The following is a 21,564-nucleotide window of genomic DNA, read 5'->3' on the forward strand; positions in this document are numbered from 1 at the left end:
TCTTTATTTGTTATTGAACAACGATAATAAAAGTCTGGTCGTGTTTTCTTTAAAATATTACGAACTGTAACTAAGTCTTTTGGCTTTATTAATCAAAAATTATTTTTCATAATACGCCTCATATAAATTAGCCATTTTTAAATAATACAAAGCATCTTTAATATCTGGTTGATGTGCAAATTTCTTATACTTTTCGTACACTTCTTGATACTTTTTTTCTTCTGTATTATATGTATAAGCACCTGCTAATAAATATTGATTTGCTGCAATCATCCAATCTTCTTCTCCTTCTTCTAATTCTAAACCTTTCTCTAAATAAGGCCCTGAAATAAAATACTTCCCTTGCTGATTATATAAAAGACCCAGCATAATATTAGCTCTCCCATGGCATTCACAATTACTTATCGCATTCCTATAAGCCTTTTCTGCTTCATCAATAATTTTCTGTCCAGCTCCAGAAAGTTCTTTTTCACTTGCCGTTGCTAAACCTGGCTGTAATGCAATTGTAAGTATTCGTCCATAATCAAAAACTCTATTTGAGCTTTCAGGTTGGGCTAATACATCTGCATATTCAGCCTCTAATTTCTCTAACTGTTTTGAATCCACCTCTCCATTTTCACTAGCTTCAGAAATCCAAGTATCTAAAAGCTTTTTTTCCGCAGGAATAAAAGTCACTTGCGCAATTGCAATCTGTGTTGTTAAAATAAATAAGAATACGTATTTCATCTGTTTATAGGTTTAATTTTAAAAACCTTTGAAAATCGTCGAATACAAGGTTTTTTATGCAATTTAACAAGATCTTTTTTATTAAGAAACCCTGTTTTTAGGGATATTTGATTAAATATAAAACGATTTAACTTTTAGAATTAGTGCATGACTCACTTATTAATATAAAATGATATTCAAAAACAAACTTTCACAAATTATTGAAAGTTTAAAAATAATGATTATATTTGTTTCATGGAATACAAAGAAGCTAAAGATAAATTTATAGGTACTTGGGGAAGCTTAGGTACGCTTTGGGGTATAAATAAAGCTATGGCTCAAATACAGGCTTTACTTTTTATTTCTACAAAACCACTTTCTACTGAAGAAATAATGGAAGAGCTTCAAATATCAAGAGGTAATACGAGTATGAATGTTCGTCAGTTAATCGATTGGGGAATTGTTACTAAAGAATTAGTACCTGGTGAACGTAAAGAATATTTTTCTACAGAAAAAGATGTGCAAGAATTAGCTCGTGTTATTGCTAAAGAACGTAGTAGAAGAGAAATACAACCTGTAATAAAAACTTTAAAAGAAGTTTCTTCTATTAAAGATGATGGCACCGAAAAAACGAAAGAATTAATTAAACAGACCAAAGCATTACATGATTTGGCTGATACTGCAGATGTAATGCTAAATAAATTAGTAAATCAGAATCAAAACTGGATGACAAAATCTCTTTTTAAACTATTTAAATAAAAAAAATTTAAATCATACTTTCAATATTTTCTGAAACTTCTAAATACATAAATTATGAAAACGATACATAACTTAAATAAATGGAGTTTTAATATCACACTTGTATTTTACTTAACCATATACCTAGGGCTTATGGCTCAAATAATACTAGGGTGTATACAAATTCTTATAGCACTATATATTACATTTTATTTAAAATTAAATACTGATGTTCTTAGTAAACTAAAAACATATTGGTCATTTGTAATACCATACTTGCTTTCATTATTGTTTTTAACTGATTATGTAGACGAAACCCTACTCATAGGAATTTACTATGCGTTAGTCCCAATGTCTATAGCTGGTTATTTTGTTTACATAACAAAAACATTAAATAATGAAATACTTCTATTAAAAAATAAAGCAAAAGCAAAAATGCACTGATAGTAAACCATCCAACATTTTCTATTAATTTAAAATTATAAAAAACAAACTATGCAACATACTGTCCCAAATTGGTTACTAATTATCGCAGGATTAGGTCAGATATTTACAGCTTTAATTTACCCATACATTCGTCACAAAGTTTTTGATTGGTATAACGATGTAAAGCAACTGAAGCCTTTAAATCAAGAAATTGCTAAAACTTATGGTAGGTACATTCAAGGTTTGAATTTTTCTTTTGGGTTGATTACAATTTTACTAACTGATGATTTAAAAAACGGAAGCAAATTAGCAATCGCAATTTCTGGTTTAATAGCAGCGTATTGGATTGGTAAAGTCGCTACTCAAATTGCATATTACCCAATGTATGATATTCCTAAAAAGGCACTTTTTAAATTCGGAGGTTACTTTATGAATATACTTTTCACCCTTTTTGCTTTAGTCTTCGCCTGGCTATTTATTATAAACTGCATGTTGTTTTTTAACATCTAAAAAATTAAATCTATGGAAACTACTATCGTAAACATTTCAGAAATTACAAATTCAGAATCTAATCAGAATCGTATAGAAACCGCAAATTTTTATAACGAAGCTACTGCTGATTATAAATTTTGGAGTACTGATTTCAATATGCATTTTGGTTATTTCATTCCTTTTAAAACAAATCCTTTTAAAAGAGATTCAATGTTGAATGAAATGAATAATCAAGTTTTGAAAAAATTAGAGATTCCAAATAACACTGCTACTATTGCTGATTTAGGTTGTGGTATGGGAGGCACTATGCGGTATGCTTTAAAACGATATAAAAATTTATCTGCTTTTGGAATAACATTATCAGACTTTCAGGTTCAAAAAGGAAACGAATTGCTTAAAAACCTGAAAGGGATTATACTTAAGGAAAATTACAACCACACCTCTTTTAAGTCTAACTTTTTTGAAGCCGCAACAGCTATTGAAAGCTTTTGCCATTCAGGCCATAGCAAACAATCTTTCAGAGAGGCATATAGAATACTTAAACCTAATGGCAAACTTGTAATTGCAGATGCCTTTTTAAAAATAAATGAAGATCAATTATGTAATGGTGGTAAATACGCATATCAAAAACTTTGCAACCATTGGAGTTTAGAAAAACTAGGTACCATAACAGCTGTTGTAGAGCAATTAAAAAAACAAGGTTTCTCAAAAGTTGAAGTTGAAAATATTTCATTTAAAGTAGCTCCCTCTGTATTACATGTGCCGTTTGCTATTTTAGGCTTTACTTTTAAAAATTTATTTAAGAAAAACGGTTTAAAAAAAGAAAGTTATCATAATTTAAAAGGTTCTTTCTATGCATTACTATCTGGTTTACATATGCGTAGTTTTGGATATTATATTATTACATGTACTAAATAATTTAGCTATGAATAAACTTATAATCGTAGGTGGTTCAGGATTTCTCGGAAATGCAATTGCCAAACATTTTGTAAATACATTTAAAGACATTGTAATTTTAACAAGAGGTGCTTCTGAAACTAAAAATGGAATCCGATATACTTCATGGGATGCAAAATCGGTTGGTAGCTGGGCAAAAGAGTTTGATAATTGTGATGTTCTTATAAATATGGTAGGCCGCTCTGTAGATTGCAGATATACTAAGAAAAACAAGAGCTTAATTTTATCTTCAAGGGTTGATGCCACTAAAGTTTTAGGTGAAGTACTTTTAAAAAGTGAAAAACCACCTAAAATTTGGTTGAACTCTTCAACCGCTACAATTTACCGTCATTCTTTAGATCTGCAAATGGATGAAATTTCTGGAGAAATTGGAAATGGTTTTTCTGTTGAGGTTGCTAAGGCATGGGAAAAGACTTTTTTCGCTTCACCATTAAAAAACACACGAAAAATTGCTTTACGAACCTCAATTGTATTAGGGAAAAATGGAGGTGCATTAGTTCCTTTAAAAAAATTAGCTCAAATAGGTTTTGGTGGTAAACAGGGTAACGGAAATCAATTTTTTAGTTGGATTCATATTACTGATTTCTTAAGAAGTATCGATTTTATTATTAAAACAGAAAATATAGAAGGTCCAATAAATATTGTTGCACCACAACCTTGCACAAATGCTTACCTAATGGAAAAGATTAGAAAAAGCATCTCTATTGGTTTTGGTATTCCGCTATCTGAAAAGATATTAAAAATAGGAGCTTTATGTATACAAACAGAAACAGAGCTAATTTTAAAAAGCAGAAATGTAATTCCTGGTAGATTACTAAATAAAGGCTTCGAATTTCAATACCCAACTATTGAAAAAGCGTTAAATGATTTGAATACTACTTCTTAGTTTTTAAATATGCATCATAACCCCCTTCTAAATTAACAACAACATACCCTAAAGAGTCTAATTTTTTGGCTGCCTTTGCACTTCTGCCTCCTACCTTGCAATACACATACAATATCTCTTTTTTATTAAATTCTTTTTCAACCTTAATCATAAAGTCTTTATCAAACCAATTAATATTTAACGCATTTAGCAAATGACCTTCATTATATTCCTCAGGGGTTCTAACATCTAACAACACATTATTATCAAATTCACTTTGTGAAACTTCTGTGATAGATTTTGATTTATTTTGAGCGTAATTAACGTTAAATAAAAACAACAAAATAAGGGTAATAACAAGTCTCATATTATAAAAAATTTACTTTAAAAATAATACTATTTCTTAACAAAAAAATCTTGTAACTTTGAAACTAGCAAAAACTTATATGACTTCTCATTCATTGCACCCTGAAACATGGGTTGATCAATATGCAGATTATCTGTTTAATTATGCCATAACACGCGTAAATGATACTGATATCGCGAAAGATTTAGTTCAAGAAACTTTTTTTGCAGGACTCAAATCTGCCAAAAATTTTAAAGGTGAAGCTGCTGAACGTACTTGGTTGATTGCCATCCTAAAAAGGAAAGTAATAGATTATTACCGAAAAATAAATTCGAATAAAGGTAAAGCAGAAGTTCGGATGAACTATAGCTCTAGTTCCGACTCTGAAGGAGATTGGCTAGAAGAACAAGTAGCCGACCCTTTCAGTATGTTAGAAAATGATGCTATAGAAAATGAAGAATTGGGTTTAGCTATTCAAAGTTGTATTTCTAACTTACCAAAAAAACAATCTCAAGTTTTTATGATGAAAACGGTTCAAGGAATAAGTACTGAAGATATTTGTAATGAACTTGGAATTAATCCGTCTAATCTTTGGGTGATGATTCACAGATCGAGAACAAACTTGATGAATTGCCTTAATCAAAATTGGTTTAAAATATGAATTCTTGCGAAAAAGCTGCAATCATTTGCAATAAATCACAATATAACGAAGCTTCTATTATCGAAATAATGAAGCTTAAATTTCACATGCTTATGTGTAAAACATGTTCTAAATTCAGTAAAAAAAATGCTGTATTAACATCTTTATGCCAAAAAGTTAATTTAACTAGCTTATCTGAAAATGATAAAGCTAAAATGAAAGAAATGCTTAAAAAGCAGGATTAAAAAAATAATAAAATATACTTATTACAACCCACCAAAATATAGGAATTGACTCTATCCAAAAAGATGCATAATATTTTTTTTGATCCCTTTTTGTGATAAACATACAAAAGCCTAATAAAATAAATAAGACTCCTTTAGCAATTATATCTAAAGGCAAGATACTTTCTTTTAAAAAAGTTAAAGCAAAAAAAACTACAACAATAAAAGACCCAAATACTTTGGTATTAGCTACTCCAAATCGTTGAGGTATCGTTTTCAAATCTGGAGAATCATAAGCTAAGTCTCTTATTTCAAAAGGTATTAATAAAATTAAAACTATTAAAAACCGCTGAATAGTTTCTATAATAATATCCCACAGTATCACTTTTGAAATTGCTATAGCAGGAAGAACCACTGTAGTGCCTGCCCAAACTAATGCCACTATAAACACTTTTAAACCCCCTAAATTTCTTAAGTTTTTAGTATGTGGCAAAACAGGTATAGCATATAAACCTGTTAAAGCTACCATTACCAATAGAAAAAGTAAAGTTTCTTTTGACAAAAAAAACATACTATACAATGCTATCAGAAGACATATAATACTGAAAACTTGTATTTTTTTAATATAACGTGTTGCTACTAGAATATATTTTTCGGCTTCTACCCCATATTTTACAAAATTATAAGCAGCTATAGTTCCAAAAAAAACAAATGTATTTAAAAAATTATCTGCCGGAATGTTTAACAAAAAATCTGTTACTTCTAAAAGTGCCAACACAGCTAAAGCAACATGTATACTGGCATTAATATAGAAATTAAAAAAACGTATCAACAGCTTCATTAAACAAAAATAGGTAAACTGTTCATAACCTTCATTTTTAGTTAAAAACTTTAATTTAACCGAGATTCAAAGACTCTATTTTCCAGTAATTAATCATTATTTTTGCGTGACTAATTTTTTGAAAACTACTTACTTAATGAAGACAGACGTGTTTGCATCTCGCCATATCGGCATAAGAGCAGAAGATCTTCCTCACATGCTAAAAACAGTTGGTGTTGAAAATCTAGAACAACTTATTTACGAAACAATACCCGAAGATATTCGTTTAAAAAAACCCCTTGCTCTAGATAATCCTATGAGCGAGAATCAGTTTTTAGAACATCTTGAAAACCTATCTCAAAAAAACAAAGTATACGCTACATATATCGGCTTAGGATATCATGAAAGCTTAACTCCTTCTGTTATAAAAAGAAATATTCTTGAAAACCCGGGTTGGTATACTGCTTACACACCTTACCAAGCTGAAATTGCTCAAGGTAGATTAGAAGCGTTATTAAATTTTCAAACCATGATCTGTGATTTAACAGGTATGGAACTTGCAAATGCTTCTCTTTTAGATGAAAGTACTGCTGCAGCGGAAGCTATGACTATGCTTTTTGAAGTAAGAAGTAGAGAACAAAAAAAGAATAATGTTTTGAAATTCTTCGTATCTGAAGAAATATTACCACAAACACTTTCTCTTTTAAAAACAAGGGCTACCCCATTAGGTATTGAATTGGTAATTGGAAATCATGAAAACATGGATTTCAGTACTGATTATTATGGAGCTATGTTACAATACCCAGGTAAAACTGGACAAGTTTTTGACTATGCTAGTTTTGTTTCGAAAGCAAAAGAAAACAATATTAAAGTTGCTGTAGCTGCTGATATTTTAAGTTTAGTTTTACTAACCCCACCTGGTGAGTTTGGTGCTGATGTTGTTGTAGGAACTACACAACGTTTTGGTATTCCATTAGGTTACGGTGGGCCCCACGCAGCGTTTTTTGCTACAAAAGAAGCCTACAAAAGAAATATTCCTGGTCGTATAATTGGTGTAACTAAAGATACTGATGGCAACCCTGCATTACGCATGGCTTTGCAAACCAGAGAACAACATATTAAAAGAGATAAAGCTACATCTAATATTTGCACTGCTCAAGTTTTATTAGCTGTTATGGCAGGTATGTATGCCGTATATCATGGCCCAAAAGGCTTAAAGTATATTGCCGATACTGTACACACCTCAGCTGTTACTCTTGCGGATGCTTTAGAAAAGCTAGGCCTTTACCAGGTAAACACATCATTTTTTGATACTATAACTGTAAAAACTGAATCAGCCCTTGTTAAACCTATTGCTGAAAAATATGAGGTAAACTTTTTATACAGTGATGAAAATACAATTTCGATAGCATTAAATGAAGCTACTTCTATTGAAGACGTACAGCTTATTGTTACTATATTTTCTGAAGCTTTAAATAAAGATACTATTCAAATTACAGATTTGAAAGAAAACTCTGCAATTGAATCGAACTTACAAAGAACAACTTCTTATTTAGATAATCCTGTTTTTAACTCGTACCATTCTGAAACAGAAATGATGCGATATATTAAAAAACTAGAACGTAAAGATTTAGCATTAAACCATTCTATGATTTCATTAGGCTCTTGTACTATGAAATTGAATGCTGCTACTGAAATGCTACCGTTGAGTTCTGCTAATTGGGGTAATATACACCCATTTGCACCTGTGGAACAAGCAGAAGGGTATCAAATTATGTTGAAAGAGCTTGAAAAAAGCTTAAATACAATTACAGGGTTCGCAGGCACATCTCTACAACCAAATTCTGGCGCACAAGGTGAGTATGCAGGTTTAATGGTTATTAGAGCATACCATGAATCTAACAATGAAGCACATAGAAATATTTGTTTAATACCAGCTTCTGCACACGGCACAAACCCTGCTTCAGCTGTTATGGCAGGTATGAAGGTTGTTGTTACTAAAACAGATGAAAAAGGAAATATTGATGTTACTGACCTTGAAGAAAAAGTAGCTAAATACTCTGGAAATCTTGCTGCCTTAATGGTAACATACCCATCTACTCACGGTGTTTTTGAATCATCAATAAAGCATATTACAAAACTTATTCACGATAACGGTGGGCAAGTATATATGGATGGCGCAAATATGAATGCACAAGTAGGCCTTACAAACCCTGCTACTATTGGCGCTGATGTTTGTCATTTAAATTTACACAAGACGTTTGCTATACCACATGGTGGTGGTGGACCAGGTGTTGGACCAATTTGCGTTGCCGAACAATTAGTTCCTTTTTTACCAGGCAATCCAATAATTAAAACTGGTGGAGAGAATGCAATTTCTGCAATTTCTGCTGCTCCTTGGGGAAGCTCTTTAGTTTGTTTAATATCTTATGGATATATAAAAATGTTAGGAGAATATGGCTTAAAACGCTCTACTGAAATTGCAATTTTGAATGCTAATTACATCAAACATCGCTTAAGTGGAAACTTTGAAGTTCTATATACAGGAGAAAAAGGACGAGCTGCTCATGAAATGATACTTGACTGCCGACCTTTTAAACAAAATGGAATTGAAGTAACTGATATCGCTAAAAGATTAATGGATTATGGTTTTCATGCTCCAACAGTTTCTTTTCCTGTTGCAGGTACTGTCATGATTGAACCTACAGAAAGTGAAGGCCTAGCTGAATTAAATCGTTTTTGTGATGCTATGATTTCTATTAGAAAAGAAATTAATGAAGCATCTGATAGCGACTCAAACAATGTTTTAAAAAATGCGCCTCATACTTTAAAAATGGTTACTAATGATACTTGGGATTTTCCTTATAGTAGAGAAAAAGCTGCCTTTCCTTTAGAATATGTATCCGAAAATAAATTTTGGCCATCAGTTCGAAGAGTAGACGATGCTTATGGAGACCGTAATTTAATATGCACATGCGCACCTATTGAAGCCTACATGGAAGCATAATAAACCCAACAAAATCAATACCTTAAAGCCTTTTCATTTTTTTGAAAAGGCTTTTTTTAAACCTATTATTTTAAAAAAAAGCAATTTGAACATCGGGATTTTTACTATGCATGCATAGCAATGATTCTACTTTTTATTACCTTAGTGCAGATTACACCAATACCATAAGCATGAAAATCGGAATTACTGGAACAGGTTCTTATATACCAACTGTTTTAACCACAAATAAAGACTTTATAAATCATAAATTTCTTAATAATGACGGAAGCACGTTCGCATATGAAAATGATGTTGTTATTGATAAATTTAAAGCCATAACAGGTATTGCAAACCGACGTTATGTTACAAATGATTTAAATACTTCTGATATTGCATTTTTTGCTGCTGAAAAAGCAATTGCAGATGCAGGAATTGATAAAGAATCACTAGATTATATAATTTTAGCTCATAATTTTGGTGATGTAAAGCATGGTCAATCACAAGGAGATACATTACCTAGTTTAGCAACAAGAGTAAAGAGTAAATTAAAAATTAAAAATCCTAAGTGCGTTGCTTATGATATTTTATTTGGTTGCCCTGGTTGGATTGAAGGCGTAATACAAGCTAATGCTTTTATTAAAAGTGGCATTGCTAAAAAATGCCTTGTTATTGGTGCCGAAACACTTTCTAGAGTAGTAGATGATTACGATCGAGATTCAATGATATATTCTGATGGTGCGGGAGCTACGATTATAGAAAGCTCTGATGAAAATGGTGAAATTTTAGCTCATGCTTCTGCTACATACGCTTTTGAAGAGTCTAATTATTTATTTTTCGGACAATCGTACTCTTTAGAAGACACTACAACCACTAACTACATTAAAATGCATGGTCGTAAAATTTACGAATTTGCAGTAACAAATGTACCGGCTGCTATGAAAGATTGTTTAGATAGCAGTGGATTACATATTAGCGATGTGAAAAAGATTTTTATTCATCAAGCTAATGAAAAAATGGATGAAGCCATTGTTAAACGCTTTTATAAAGCTTATGGCATGCAAATGCCAGAAGGTATTATGCCTATGAATATTAAAGAATTAGGAAATAGCTCAGTTGCGACCATCCCTACTCTTTTTGATATGGTAAAACGTGGAAAATTAGAAAATCAAGCAATTGAAAAAGGAGATGTTGTTATATTTGCAAGTGTTGGCGCAGGAATGAACATAAACGCCATTATATACAGACACTAATATCCTTTTTTAATGTACGAAAACAGTTTTCCGAATAAGCGTTTTGAACATACTTTAAACTTTCTTCAAAAACATATTTCGACCTCACAACCTATACTCGATTTAGGTGTAGAAAACCCGTTTTCAAAAATCATGAAAGAACATGGTTTTAAAGTAGAGAATACGAAAGGTGAAGATTTAGATATAGATTTTTCTTCTGTTATAAAATCTGATGCAGATGTAGTTACTGCTTTTGAAATTTTTGAACACCTACTCGCTCCTTTTAATGTTCTAAGAGAAATAAAAAGTAAAAAACTAGTTGCTAGTATACCGATGCGATTATGGTTTTCACCTGCTTACCAGAGCAAAACTGATAAGTGGGATAGACATTATCATGAGTTTGAAGATTGGCAGTTTGATTGGCTATTAGAGAAGGCTGGCTGGAAAATTATCGATCGCGCAAAATTTACTAACCCAATTAAAAAAATAGGCTTTCGACCATTATTAAGAAAGTTTACACCTCGCTATTACATTATTTACGCTGAGCGCATTTAAAACTTTCTAAGCAGCACTTGCTTTAAACAAGTGCTAACTTAAAAAGATAATTAAAACACATTAACCCGATTTTAAATATTTTAATATGCGTCTAATGTCTGAAGCTTTTCTAATGCTTCTGATTTAGAATTTACGTTCAATTTTAAATAGATATTTTGAATGTGAAAATTAACAGCACTTGTTGTAATAAATAGCTTTTCGGCAATCATTTTATAAGTACCACCATTACACAAACATTCTATAATTTGGTTTTCTCTCTTCGAAAAAGAATCGTAAGTTTTCTTTTGAAACATAGAGAATAATTTTTCTGCAATATCATGACTCATTGCAGCTCCTTCAAATTTTATAGAATCTAAAGCATGATGCAACCTCTGCTTAGTAACAGGCTTTGTCAAATAACCATTAGCTCTATTTTTAAAAGCGACTTTAACTAATTCAAAATCACTTTTAGTACTAAGCATTATAACCTTAACATTAGGGTCTATTTTTCTAAAATACTTAATAGCTTCAATACCTCCGATATCAGGGATATCGACTTCAGATATAATAATATCTGGCATTATATCGTTATAAACTAACAAAGCATCTTTTACTGTTTTAAAAATTCCTGCTAAGGAATAATCGTGGTAAGTTTCAAAATAATAACGGTAAGCTTCATGAAATTGGGGATCATCATCAAGCACCATTATTTTAGGCATGTAGGATTTCATATTATGGGGGATTTGGGGGACCAATCTTTCAACTTCAAAAATTGAAAAACCAGAGATTAAACTAATTACAATTATACAACTCACCAAGTTCTTTTTTTTTCAAAAAACATAGCAATGACCTTTTACTATTAAAAATAGTAAACAAAAAAAGTCACTTTTTTGCCTTAAATCATTATGAAATAAATGACAAATGTTGGAGCTTTATAAAAATCAGGAATTAACTAGAAAGTGTGTTCTATTATAATTGCAGGAAAAATAGGTTACAATTATTTTTCGAATATTACTTTCTCTTAAATTAATAAAAGGAGGGTAATTAATTAGCAATTTTAAATCTAAATTGCTTTTTAGGTAATCGGTTAGGTTAAGTTTAGTTTTCATAAATTGGGGGATTTAGGATTACTGTTTTTTATCTTTAAGCGTATTCTTGTTCTATTTCTATTTGGTTTTAATAAAAAAATTATCACTCTATTTAAAAGAAATTATGTGCTTTTAAATTTTACTTATTGCTCTAATTTTTTTTAAAAGTAATAAAATATTGATAACATCAAGAGTCTTTAGTAATCTTTTTCCTACAACATATTCAAGATCAACTAATTTCAAGCAACATTAAAGTCGGTAAATATCTGATTTTCAATCGTTAAAAGTTTATTTTTTATCGATATACCGTTCATCGAAAAGTTTATTTAAAAAGAAAGCTATCGTGAAAACAACTTAAAAAGCCCGCTAAATATTTACATATTTTAGCAGGCTCTTACCTCAATTAAACCAATTTTCAATGCTTAATCTTCATACAAATTAACAGCTGTTGCTGAAAAATCATCTACTTGCATGATCCATTTTTCATCATTATACTTACCATTTAAGTTTGACCCGTAAGCCATTTCTGCATCTTGCTTAATATCAAAATCTGCTAAATAAACATAGTACAAACCATTCTCTTTGTTATAAAATTGTTTTGCATTTAAGCCTTTAGCTTTTAAACCATCTATAAAAGCTGTTAGGTATTTTTTAGTTTTATACACATTTGCAATAACATAATACCCAGATTTCACCCCTACAATATCTGTTTGATTTAATACTTTAATTGGTAGTTTTTCATATTTTTTATGATTTACATTATTTAAAGTATAACTTTTTTTAACTTCCTTATAATCATTAGAAGCTACCGATGTTGATGTTTTATTACTAACTGAATTCTCCCCCTTTAAATCTTTTGCCTTTTCTAAATCGTTTCTCAAAATTCGTACTATCGCTTCAAAACGGTCTTCAAAAGCGTCGTTTCTCGCTGTTTCAATAGAGTCTTGTCTTAATATAAGTTCATCTAAAATTAATCTGTTCTCATAAGCCATAGAGTTATCTTTTTCTTCTACTTCATCAATACTAGCTAACCCTAACCCACTACTACCTGCACCAGAATCTATTGTTTTTCTTCTTTTCTTACCACTTTTGGTTGCTGGCTTAATAACTTCTTTTTTAACAGCCTCAATTGTTTCTTCCCCACTTTTATTTTCCTGATCTGCCATTAACTTAAGTATCTGCTCTTCATAGTTTCTAATAATAGCATCTACTTTACTGTCTTGAGAACTATCTACATAATCAGCTAGTGACTTTTTATTATTCTTAAAAGTATATGCTACAGAAACCTCATGATTCCAACCCAAATCTGCTTGATCTTCAACAACGTCTTTTTCCATTAAATACCCTAAAGACATTTTTTTATTCAAATTAAAACCAAAACCCATAGATAAACCATATTCATCATCTAAAGTACTTTGAACCCATCCGAATTCAGGCAATTCTAATATTACAGAACCAACATAAGAAATACTATTATCGTAATTTTTACCAACTTGAAGTAATGGTGATAATCTTGCATTTGCAAACAACCCACGTGAAGCTCTTAAGAAATGAGTGTATTGAACAGATGCTTTTATACTTTTATCATTAAGGTTCGTTAAAAAGCTATTTGTTGTTTGGTTATACTTAAACAAATCTTGTGCATATAAACTAAAATCAAATTTACCAAGAGACAATGTAATACCTGGTTGAATAGCTATTTTACTTTCTCTATTTACATCTGCCAATTCAGGATCTTCTTCCGAAGAGACCATTCTATTTTTATCTAAACCATCACTAAAATAGCTAACATTAGTACCAAATGTTAATGTGCTTTTTTCTCCCAACTTTACAGAAGTTGCATAATTTGCATTAAAGCCAAACTCTTGAACAACGCCAGCCCACTGGCTATAAACACCAATACCTAAAGCTGTATGGTCGTTAATTTTGTTACTAAAACCAACAAAATAGTTTTGATTATTATCTTCAAAAGTTGTGTATTGATTTCTATGCAAAATATTTAAATATGACTTTTCTTCTCTTACCAAAGAAAATGTTGGGTTGATCAAAAATCTATTGAAAAACAACTGATTATGGTATGTTGTTTTAGATCCAAAATCAGCAACACTTTCTTGAGCAGCTAAATTATTACTGCTCAAGATTAAAGTCACTATTAATATAAAATAAATTTTGTTCTGTATTGTTGAAATTGTGTGGGTCATAATTGAAATAATTAATGTTAATCTAAAACTTAACCTTCCGATAATACTTGCTTATTTGGGGATAAACTATCGGTCATAGCTCTTTTAAGACTGCCCTATTAATCTTCGAAAATTGAAGTAGAATAGTTTATTTCAGATTCTTTATTTAATGCTTCAAAACTATTATACTCTTTTCTATTTCTGCTAGGCTCATGGTCATCTGAATAAGAAAAGGCAACTTGTTTTAACCCGCCTTTATCATCAGATCTTTTTAATAATACATAACCTGATCCATTATCCTTCATAAGATCTACAGAGAACTCATCTGAACCGCTATTGATGGGACTTCCAAGGTTGACACTACTGCCAACCTTGTTTTGTGCTACTTCTACCATATAGACATCTAATCCCCCATAGCCTTGATGTCCATTTGATGCGAAGAAAAGCGACGTCCCTCCCACAATATTTGGATATAAATCATCTTCGTTTGTATTTACTTTTTTACCTAAGTTTTTAGCAACTCCAAAAGTTCCATTACTTTTTAAATCTGCAACATAAATATCGAACTCACCAAATGTACCTGGCATATTCGAAGCAAAGAACAAACGCTTACCATCTTGAGAAACTGCAGGATGCATTGTTGAGGAATTCTTCGGTGCCAATGACACTTCTTCCACAGTTCTCCACTGCCCTTTTATTTTTTGGGCTTTATATATTTTACTTACTAATTCTTTTTTTGAAAAAACACCATATAGTGGCTTAACCAAAACAGGTTTCGCATAATATGCTGTTGTGCCGTCTGCCGTTAAAGCTATTGGCGTATGGTCATCTTCAATAGCTATTACTTCATTATTCTCTTTAGAGTTAATATCTTTAGCTAACTTAATTTCTCTACTTACAAAATCTTCTAAAGCCTTTAAATGACTTTTTGATGCAAAGTCAATTTCTCTAAATCGATCAGATGTTTTAACTTTCTTTGTTACATAATCTTGTTTTACTACAGTTGTCCAATCTTTACTATTAGATGCTGCTTTAGAAGTACTTTTACCCGCCATTTGTAATGCAAATTGGTAACGCTCATAATAGCTATTACTTACTCCGTTACCATCTGTAAATTTGAAAAGTTTATTATACCAAAAAATGGCAGTTTCATAGTTGTCACTTAAAAAATTAGCATTACCTAAATCTTCATAAATTTCCTTTTCTTGGTAACCTAACTTTCTTAATTCGTTAAAATTCTCAATTCTTTTATTTAGCTCTAAAGAAGTTGAATTTTGTGCTGATAATGTAGTATTTGAAAACACCAATAAGGTTGTAATTAAAATACTGTTGATTATAGTTTTTTTCATAATAGTAGGATATGGGGTTATAATTCTTAAGCAAAATTCAGAAAACATTTGGATGTAATAACTAATAATATTTCATAGGTTTTACATAGTTTTATGTATTTCATCGAAAAAATATGTTTTTGAGCGTGTATTTTTCGAAAATAATTTTAAATATTAGCCTAATTTGCTTAAACATTCATTTCATTAACGTCCTTATTTTGACATTTTTTATTAACTAGATACTTACCTTTGATTTTTTTAAGCATTATATGAATTACTATATTGTTATACCTGCTCATAATGAAGAGTCTTTTTTAAGGCTAACCTTAGAATCAATCTTAGAACAAACATTACTTCCCAAAAAAGTAATAATCGTCAACGACAACTCTACAGATAACACAGAATCTATTATTGATGATTTTGCTAAAAAAAATCAAATATTCTCAAAGTTAAATATCACATCATCACAAGAGCATATGCCCGGCAGTAAAGTAATAAATGCTTTTAATAAGGGAACTAACCTATTAATTGAAGATTATGATTTTATTGTAAAGCTTGATGCCGATGTTATTTTACCCAACAATTACTTTAAAACAATAAGCTCTATTTTTAATAAAAATCAAAAAGCAGGAGTTGTAGGTGGTTTTGTTTATGAAAAAAACAATGAAGGCCAGTGGTTATTAAATCACCCAATGAATAAAAAGCACGTTCGAGGAGCATTTAAAGCATATTCAAAAGAATGTTATTCTGCTATTGGCGGCTTAAAAAGTGCCATGGGATGGGATACCGTTGATGAATTATTAGCTCAATATTATGGTTTTGAAATTATAACTGATGACAATTTAAAAGTAAAACACCTTCGCCCAACTGGGAAAGCGTACAATAAAAAGGCTAAACTTTTACAAGGTAAAGCTATGTATACTATGAGGTATAAATTAATTATCACATTAATTGCTTCATTAAAAATGGCTTTAAAACAAGGCAAACCAAATGCTTTTTTTGATAATATGAAAGGCTACCTAAAAGCCTCAAAAGAAAAAGCCCCCTTTTTGGTTTCCCAAAAAGAAGGCTCTTTTATTCGTGATTTACGCTGGAAAGGTATAAAAAAACAATTATTTTAACACCTCAACAATCGGCTCTCCTGTTGTGCCACTTGGGTAAGCAATACCTAATAATGATGCTATCGTTGGTGCAATATCAGGAATAACTGTTTTTTGATGCATTGCTCCCTTTTGTATTCCTTTTCCGAAAAATAATAACGGTACATGCGTATCATATGTATAAGGCGACCCATGAGTAGACCCCGTAGTTGAGTAACTAATAAAATTAGGCTTCAATACAATCAATACATCACCTGATCTTTTTTGATTATATCCATTTTGAAGAATGTATGGAATTCCGCTTGTATAACTATTTTGTTTCATCTGGTTTGCAGTGTATGTTCTATCTATATAATCATAAGACAGTAACTCATTTGCAATATCCTTTTGAACATCTTCTAAATCTATATCAAGATTTTTTACAATTTTATGATCTAAAAAAATTTGTCCATTCGATATGTTTTTAACAATATCAACAGTACCATAATTATAATTTAAAAATACATTCAGCTTTTCTTTAATAAGATTAAAATCAACATAACCTGCTGGTATTTTCTTATCTTTTAAATATGAAGGCACATCTACACCTGCATGATCTGCCGTTAAAAAAACAGTATACTCACCCACACCTACTTTAACATCTAAAGTATTTAATAATTTTTCTAAATCAGCATCTAACCTTAAGTAGGTATCTTCAATTTCTTTTGAGTTCACTCCAAATTTATGCCCAACATAGTCAGTACTTGAAAAACTTACTGCTAAAAAATCAGTAATAGCATCCGCACCTAAACTTTCACCTTCTAAAGATGCGATTGCGAAATCAACAGTCAAACTATTACCATAAGGTGTTGCTTTAATAAGGTCATATTCATCATTAGCTGCCCAAAGTGCAGGCAAATCATGAGGAAAAGAAGAATTCATTTCACCTTCAAAAAGTCCTTCATAAGCATTTACATCTGTACCACTTTGTATGTATTCATTTATATTTTTTAAAGTATTCCATGGTTTTTTATATGATATAGCTATGTCTGAAGCATTAAAATCTGCAACCCACTTAGGCAATTCATTCATATAATAAGTGCTAGTAATCCAATTACCCTCATCTTTTCCATGAAACCAGTATGCTGCATTTGCAGAATGACCACCCGGTAAAACAGCACCTCTATCTTTTAGCGCCACTGCAATAACTTTACCTCGCATTTCTGTATGAAGGCGCAATTGATCTGTAATTGTCGTTACGTTGTTTCTAAAAGGTGACATTTTCCCAGCATCTGATGTTGTCCCAACAGAGTTGTAAGTGTCATCTGAAACACAATAAACACTTTCTCCTGAATCTTTATCGTACCAGTTATTTCCTATTATACCATGTGTAGCAGGTGTTGTACCTGTATATACTGATGTATGCCCAGGAGCTGTATATGTTGGAGCATAATTAAAATGATTATTTTGGCAATTAAAACCATCTTTTATCAACCTTTTAAAACCACCATCTCCATATTGCGACCAAAACCTCGTTAAATAATCATATCTCATTTGATCAACTACAATACCAACTACTAATTTTGGACTTGTAAATGGTGCTGTAGCAACAGCTGATTCTTGAGATTTGTTTTTAGATTTTCTTTGTGCACTTAATGAAAGTCCACTCAAACAAATTAATGCCGATAGTAAAAAAGCAGCATGTTTATTTTTAGTCATGAAATTGAATTTTATAAAACAAAATTAATTAAATATATATCGTTTAAAAGAATTTAAAGTTAAATCAATTTAAAAATTAAGTCATATTTCAAAGCTTATGTATATAACAATTTTCTTTTCTTATAATAACAAGTCTCAAACAATATAATATTATTATTTTTACATGAACTAGATTATTTTAATTAATGAATTACCTAGCATCTATTGGCAGCTATTTTATTATGATTCGGGAGGTTTTTAAAAAACCTACCAAATGGAGAATAATGAAAACTCTTATTTTGAAAGAGATTGACGAACTTATATTCGGTTCTCTTGGCATAATCATATTTATTTCCTTTTTTATCGGAGGTGTTGTTTCTATACAAACAGCTTTAAATATGACGAACCCATTAATACCTCGAAATCTTATTGGGTTTGCTACTAGACAATCTGTTATTTTAGAATTTGCCCCAACATTTACTTCTATTATTATGGCGGGGAAAGTTGGCTCGTATATTACTTCTAGTATTGGTACTATGCGAGTAACTGAGCAAATTGATGCCTTAGAAGTTATGGGCGTAAACTCTTTAAATTATTTAGTTTTCCCTAAAATTATTGCTTTATTATTATATCCGTTTGCAATAGCTATTGCCATGTACGTCGGTATTTTTGGAGGATGGATTGCTGGAGTTTTTGGTGGATTTAGTACAAGTGCTGATTTCGTTGAAGGGATTCAATTAGATTTTATTCCTTTTCATGTTACATACTCATTTATAAAAACTATAATATTTGCATTTATTATAGCTACCATACCCTCCTTTCATGGTTATTATATGAAAGGTGGAGCTTTAGAGGTTGGTAAGGCAAGTACAACATCGTTTGTATGGACGAGTGTTGTTATTATTATTGTAAATTATATACTAACACAACTTTTATTAGGCTAATGATTGAAGTAAATGACATACACAAATCTTTCGGAGATACAAAAATACTTAAGGGTGTAACTACTTCTTTCGAGAAAGGAAAAACAAACCTTATAATTGGACAAAGTGGTTCTGGAAAAACTGTTTTTCTAAAGTGTCTTCTGGGTTTATTTGAACCTGAAGAAGGATCTATTTGTTATGACGGAAGAACATACTCCAGTTTAACAGGAGATGAAAAAAGAGATTTACGTCAAGAAATGGGCATGGTATTTCAAGGTAGTGCTTTGTTTGATTCTATGACTGTTGAAGGCAATGTAATGTTTCCTCTTGAAATGTTTACAAAACAATCTAAATCTGAAATGCAGGATCGTGTTGATGCTGTTTTAAAACGTGTCAATTTAATTGAAGCACACCACAAGTACCCTTCAGAAATATCTGGAGGAATGCAAAAAAGAGTTGCTATTGCAAGAGCAATAGTTATGAACCCGAAGTATTTATTTTGTGATGAGCCAAACTCTGGACTTGATCCCAAAACCGCTATATTAATTGACAATCTAATTCAAGAGATTACAGAAGAGTATAATATTACAACTATTATTAACACTCATGATATGAACTCTGTTATGGAAATAGGTCAGAAAATTTTATTCTTAAAAAACGGTTTAAAAGAGTGGGAAGGCACAAATAAAGAAATATTCAAAACCGATAACGAAGCCGTTACCGATTTTGTATATTCATCAGAATTGTTTAAAAAAGTGCGTCAAATGTATATTGAAGAGCGTAATTAAATTTAATTTAATTCCGCTTTAACCTCAATTTTATTATTCTTTAAACGAAGTTTTAGCCAATCAGATAATTTCTTAGTATCTATTTCTGCTTGACCTTTCTTAATTTCTTTTTTCCAACTTACTTCAAAAACAGGAATTGTATCTAATTTTTTAAAATCTGTTTTAATTGTATACGAGAAACCAAGTGTTTCTAAATTTTCATAGTTTGTTTTAGCCTCAGCACTTATATCTTCAAAAGGAATTTGCGAAGTTTTTAGCTTATTCAACTTCACTAAATCTTCTTCTAAAATTTTTATTCGCTCATCTTTCGATAACAATTCTGCTTTTTTAGATTCATAAAGCTCATTTACATATTTAAATTGATCGATAACTTCATTTTTAGAACCTTGAATTATTTTCAGGTCTACATCTTTCAACTCCGTGTAATCTTCATTTTTTATAGATCTCCAACTTGAAATTATGTTATCTGGCACTAATTCTTCTCCCATAAACATAAGTTCTATAGCTGAATTTTCTCTTTTAGTTTTACTACCAAAAATCATTTCAAAAAAATTCTTATCATTACCATGATACTCTATATTGGTGAAATTCCCAAGAAACATTCCATTTCCTGCAAATTGATATTTCTCAATATTATTAGTGATAAAACTTTGAGCTTCACTTTTAAACTTAGATTCTTTCCAAGCTTGAAAGAATGTAAAACTAGCAGGTATCATAACTAAAATAGCTACTAATGATGCCAACCTTGCTATTGTTCTCCTTCTTTGAGAGTTAGCGTAGCGCACCATCGGAAAGCCTAAAATTTTAATAACCAGAAAAGTTGCCAGACCAATAAAGATGGTATTTATTATAAATAAATACATTGCTCCACTAGCATAATCCCAGTTACCAATAGCTAAACCAAAACCTACTGTACATAAAGGAGGCATTAATGCTGTTGCAATTGCTACACCAAATATAACACTAGCTATCGTGCCTTTTTTTGCTCTAGCAATCACCAACGCCAAACCACCAAAAAAAGCTATAAGAACATCTCTAATATCAGGCGCCGTACGTGCTAAAAGCTCTGAAGATTCATCACGTAATGGAAAAAGTTTAAAAAACAGAAAAGCTGTTAAAATACTAAGAACCACCATTACAGCAAAATTCTTTAACGAACGACGAAGTGTATCAACATCATTAATTGCCAATGACAATCCCATACCTAATATAGGACCCATTAGTGGCGAAATTAACATGGCCCCAATAACAACAGCTGTTGAATTTGCATTCAAACCAATTGAAGCTATAAATATAGAGCATATTAAAATCCACGATGTATGGCCTTTAAATGGTATATCTGCAACAATAGATTCTCGAGTAGCTTCTTGGTCAGTATTACTTCTGATATCTAATAACTCTGACAAAAACTGTTTAGTAGAACCTAAAAGACCTTGAAGATCTTTTTTCACCTCTTCTCCTTTAGCTCCTTCATTGCTGTTGGGCGCAATATGTTCTTTATTTAATTCGTCATTCATA

The 21,564-nt window shown here is 30.9% G+C and carries 21 protein-coding genes; 13 read left to right on the plus strand and 8 right to left on the minus strand.

Annotation, left to right across the window (positions count from 1 at the left end; genetic code table 11):
• Positions 1-99 precede the first annotated feature (99 nt).
• Entirely contained in the window at positions 100-726 is a 627-nt protein-coding gene (locus tag H0I23_RS11235; RefSeq protein WP_216783396.1) for a hypothetical protein, read from the minus strand.
• 234 nt (positions 727-960) lie between these two features.
• On the opposite strand from H0I23_RS11235, the gene H0I23_RS11240 reads away from it, so the two are divergent.
• The 5 genes from H0I23_RS11240 to H0I23_RS11260 are packed head-to-tail and all read left to right on the plus strand — an operon-like array spanning position 961 to position 4,204.
• The gene (locus H0I23_RS11240; protein WP_216783397.1) at positions 961-1,464 is read left to right on the plus strand and encodes a GbsR/MarR family transcriptional regulator; all 504 of its coding nucleotides are present in this window, start codon (positions 961-963) and stop codon (positions 1,462-1,464) included.
• Between the two features lie 54 nt (positions 1,465-1,518).
• Positions 1,519-1,887 carry a hypothetical protein gene (locus tag H0I23_RS11245; protein WP_216783398.1) on the plus strand — a complete coding sequence of 123 codons (369 nt, stop codon included), beginning with the start codon at positions 1,519-1,521 and terminating at the stop codon, positions 1,885-1,887.
• Positions 1,888-1,938: 51 nt separating this feature from the next.
• On the plus strand, positions 1,939-2,379 hold the full coding sequence (locus tag H0I23_RS11250) for a hypothetical protein (protein ID WP_216783399.1): 441 nt from the start codon (positions 1,939-1,941) through the stop codon (positions 2,377-2,379).
• Between the two features lie 12 nt (positions 2,380-2,391).
• Positions 2,392-3,279, plus strand: a complete 888-nt coding sequence (locus H0I23_RS11255) for a cyclopropane-fatty-acyl-phospholipid synthase family protein (protein WP_216783400.1) — start codon at positions 2,392-2,394, stop codon at positions 3,277-3,279.
• Between the two features lie 7 nt (positions 3,280-3,286).
• The gene (locus H0I23_RS11260) at positions 3,287-4,204 is read left to right on the plus strand and encodes a TIGR01777 family oxidoreductase (protein WP_216783401.1); all 918 of its coding nucleotides are present in this window, start codon (positions 3,287-3,289) and stop codon (positions 4,202-4,204) included.
• Here the strand turns inward: H0I23_RS11260 and H0I23_RS11265 are convergent.
• The gene (locus H0I23_RS11265; RefSeq protein ID WP_216783402.1) at positions 4,194-4,550 is read right to left on the minus strand and encodes a rhodanese-like domain-containing protein; all 357 of its coding nucleotides are present in this window, start codon (positions 4,548-4,550) and stop codon (positions 4,194-4,196) included. The genes H0I23_RS11260 and H0I23_RS11265 overlap by 11 nt on opposite strands.
• Positions 4,551-4,629: 79 nt before the next feature.
• Here H0I23_RS11265 and H0I23_RS11270 point away from each other — a divergent pair, with 79 nt between their 5' ends.
• Together H0I23_RS11270 and H0I23_RS11275 are read left to right on the plus strand one after the other, a co-directional pair.
• Positions 4,630-5,190 carry a sigma-70 family RNA polymerase sigma factor gene (locus tag H0I23_RS11270; RefSeq protein WP_216786070.1) on the plus strand — a complete coding sequence of 187 codons (561 nt, stop codon included), beginning with the start codon at positions 4,630-4,632 and terminating at the stop codon, positions 5,188-5,190.
• Positions 5,187-5,414 carry a hypothetical protein gene (locus H0I23_RS11275; RefSeq protein WP_216783403.1) on the plus strand — a complete coding sequence of 76 codons (228 nt, stop codon included), beginning with the start codon at positions 5,187-5,189 and terminating at the stop codon, positions 5,412-5,414. Before H0I23_RS11270 ends, H0I23_RS11275 begins: the two co-directional genes overlap by 4 nt.
• Here the strand turns inward: H0I23_RS11275 and H0I23_RS11280 are convergent.
• A complete protein-coding gene (locus H0I23_RS11280; protein ID WP_216783404.1) occupies positions 5,398-6,234 on the minus strand; it encodes a hypothetical protein in 837 nt (278 codons plus the stop codon). The two genes, H0I23_RS11275 and H0I23_RS11280, sit on opposite strands and share 17 nt — an antisense overlap.
• Positions 6,235-6,370: 136 nt before the next feature.
• On the opposite strand from H0I23_RS11280, the gene gcvP reads away from it, so the two are divergent.
• From gcvP to H0I23_RS11295, 3 genes are all read left to right on the plus strand, one after another.
• A complete protein-coding gene (gene gcvP / locus H0I23_RS11285) occupies positions 6,371-9,220 on the plus strand; it encodes an aminomethyl-transferring glycine dehydrogenase (RefSeq protein WP_216783405.1) in 2,850 nt (949 codons plus the stop codon).
• Between the two features lie 170 nt (positions 9,221-9,390).
• Complete coding sequence (locus H0I23_RS11290; protein ID WP_216783406.1) at positions 9,391-10,449, plus strand: 3-oxoacyl-ACP synthase III family protein; 1,059 nt, start codon at positions 9,391-9,393, stop codon at positions 10,447-10,449.
• Between the two features lie 12 nt (positions 10,450-10,461).
• Positions 10,462-10,983 (plus strand): methyltransferase, encoded by a 522-nt coding sequence (locus H0I23_RS11295; protein ID WP_216783407.1) that lies wholly within the window; start codon positions 10,462-10,464, stop codon positions 10,981-10,983.
• A gap of 80 nt (positions 10,984-11,063) precedes the next feature.
• Here the strand turns inward: H0I23_RS11295 and H0I23_RS11300 are convergent, their stop codons facing one another.
• From H0I23_RS11300 to H0I23_RS11310, 3 genes are all read right to left on the minus strand, one after another.
• Positions 11,064-11,693 carry a response regulator transcription factor gene (locus H0I23_RS11300; protein ID WP_216783408.1) on the minus strand — a complete coding sequence of 210 codons (630 nt, stop codon included), beginning with the start codon at positions 11,691-11,693 and terminating at the stop codon, positions 11,064-11,066.
• Positions 11,694-12,472: 779 nt separating this feature from the next.
• Entirely contained in the window at positions 12,473-14,188 is a 1,716-nt protein-coding gene (locus H0I23_RS11305; RefSeq protein ID WP_254073595.1) for a type IX secretion system membrane protein PorP/SprF, read from the minus strand.
• Positions 14,189-14,349: 161 nt separating this feature from the next.
• Positions 14,350-15,579: a cell envelope biogenesis protein OmpA gene (locus H0I23_RS11310; RefSeq protein WP_216783410.1), complete on the minus strand. Its 1,230-nt coding sequence runs from the start codon at positions 15,577-15,579 to the stop codon at positions 14,350-14,352.
• A 248-nt stretch (positions 15,580-15,827) separates the two neighbouring features.
• Between H0I23_RS11310 and H0I23_RS11315 the strand changes: the two genes are divergently transcribed.
• Positions 15,828-16,679, plus strand: a complete 852-nt coding sequence (locus tag H0I23_RS11315) for a glycosyltransferase family 2 protein (protein WP_216783411.1) — start codon at positions 15,828-15,830, stop codon at positions 16,677-16,679.
• Here H0I23_RS11315 and pafA read toward each other — a convergent pair.
• The gene (gene pafA / locus H0I23_RS11320) at positions 16,671-18,356 is read right to left on the minus strand and encodes an alkaline phosphatase PafA (protein ID WP_216783412.1); all 1,686 of its coding nucleotides are present in this window, start codon (positions 18,354-18,356) and stop codon (positions 16,671-16,673) included. The genes H0I23_RS11315 and pafA overlap by 9 nt on opposite strands.
• A 185-nt stretch (positions 18,357-18,541) precedes the next feature.
• On the opposite strand from pafA, the gene H0I23_RS11325 reads away from it, so the two are divergent.
• Both H0I23_RS11325 and H0I23_RS11330 read left to right on the plus strand, forming a co-directional pair.
• Positions 18,542-19,279, plus strand: a complete 738-nt coding sequence (locus H0I23_RS11325; protein WP_216783413.1) for an ABC transporter permease — start codon at positions 18,542-18,544, stop codon at positions 19,277-19,279.
• A complete protein-coding gene (locus H0I23_RS11330; protein ID WP_216783414.1) occupies positions 19,279-20,046 on the plus strand; it encodes an ABC transporter ATP-binding protein in 768 nt (255 codons plus the stop codon). The genes H0I23_RS11325 and H0I23_RS11330 overlap by 1 nt, the downstream gene beginning before the upstream one ends.
• A 2-nt stretch (positions 20,047-20,048) precedes the next feature.
• On the opposite strand, the gene H0I23_RS11335 is transcribed toward H0I23_RS11330, so the two are convergent.
• Positions 20,049-21,563 carry a DUF389 domain-containing protein gene (locus H0I23_RS11335; protein ID WP_216783415.1) on the minus strand — a complete coding sequence of 505 codons (1,515 nt, stop codon included), beginning with the start codon at positions 21,561-21,563 and terminating at the stop codon, positions 20,049-20,051.
• Position 21,564: the final 1 nt, after the last annotated feature.

This window comes from Cellulophaga sp. HaHaR_3_176 (assembly GCF_019021925.1).
In the GTDB taxonomy this organism is placed as follows: Bacteria; Bacteroidota; Bacteroidia; order Flavobacteriales; family Flavobacteriaceae; genus Cellulophaga.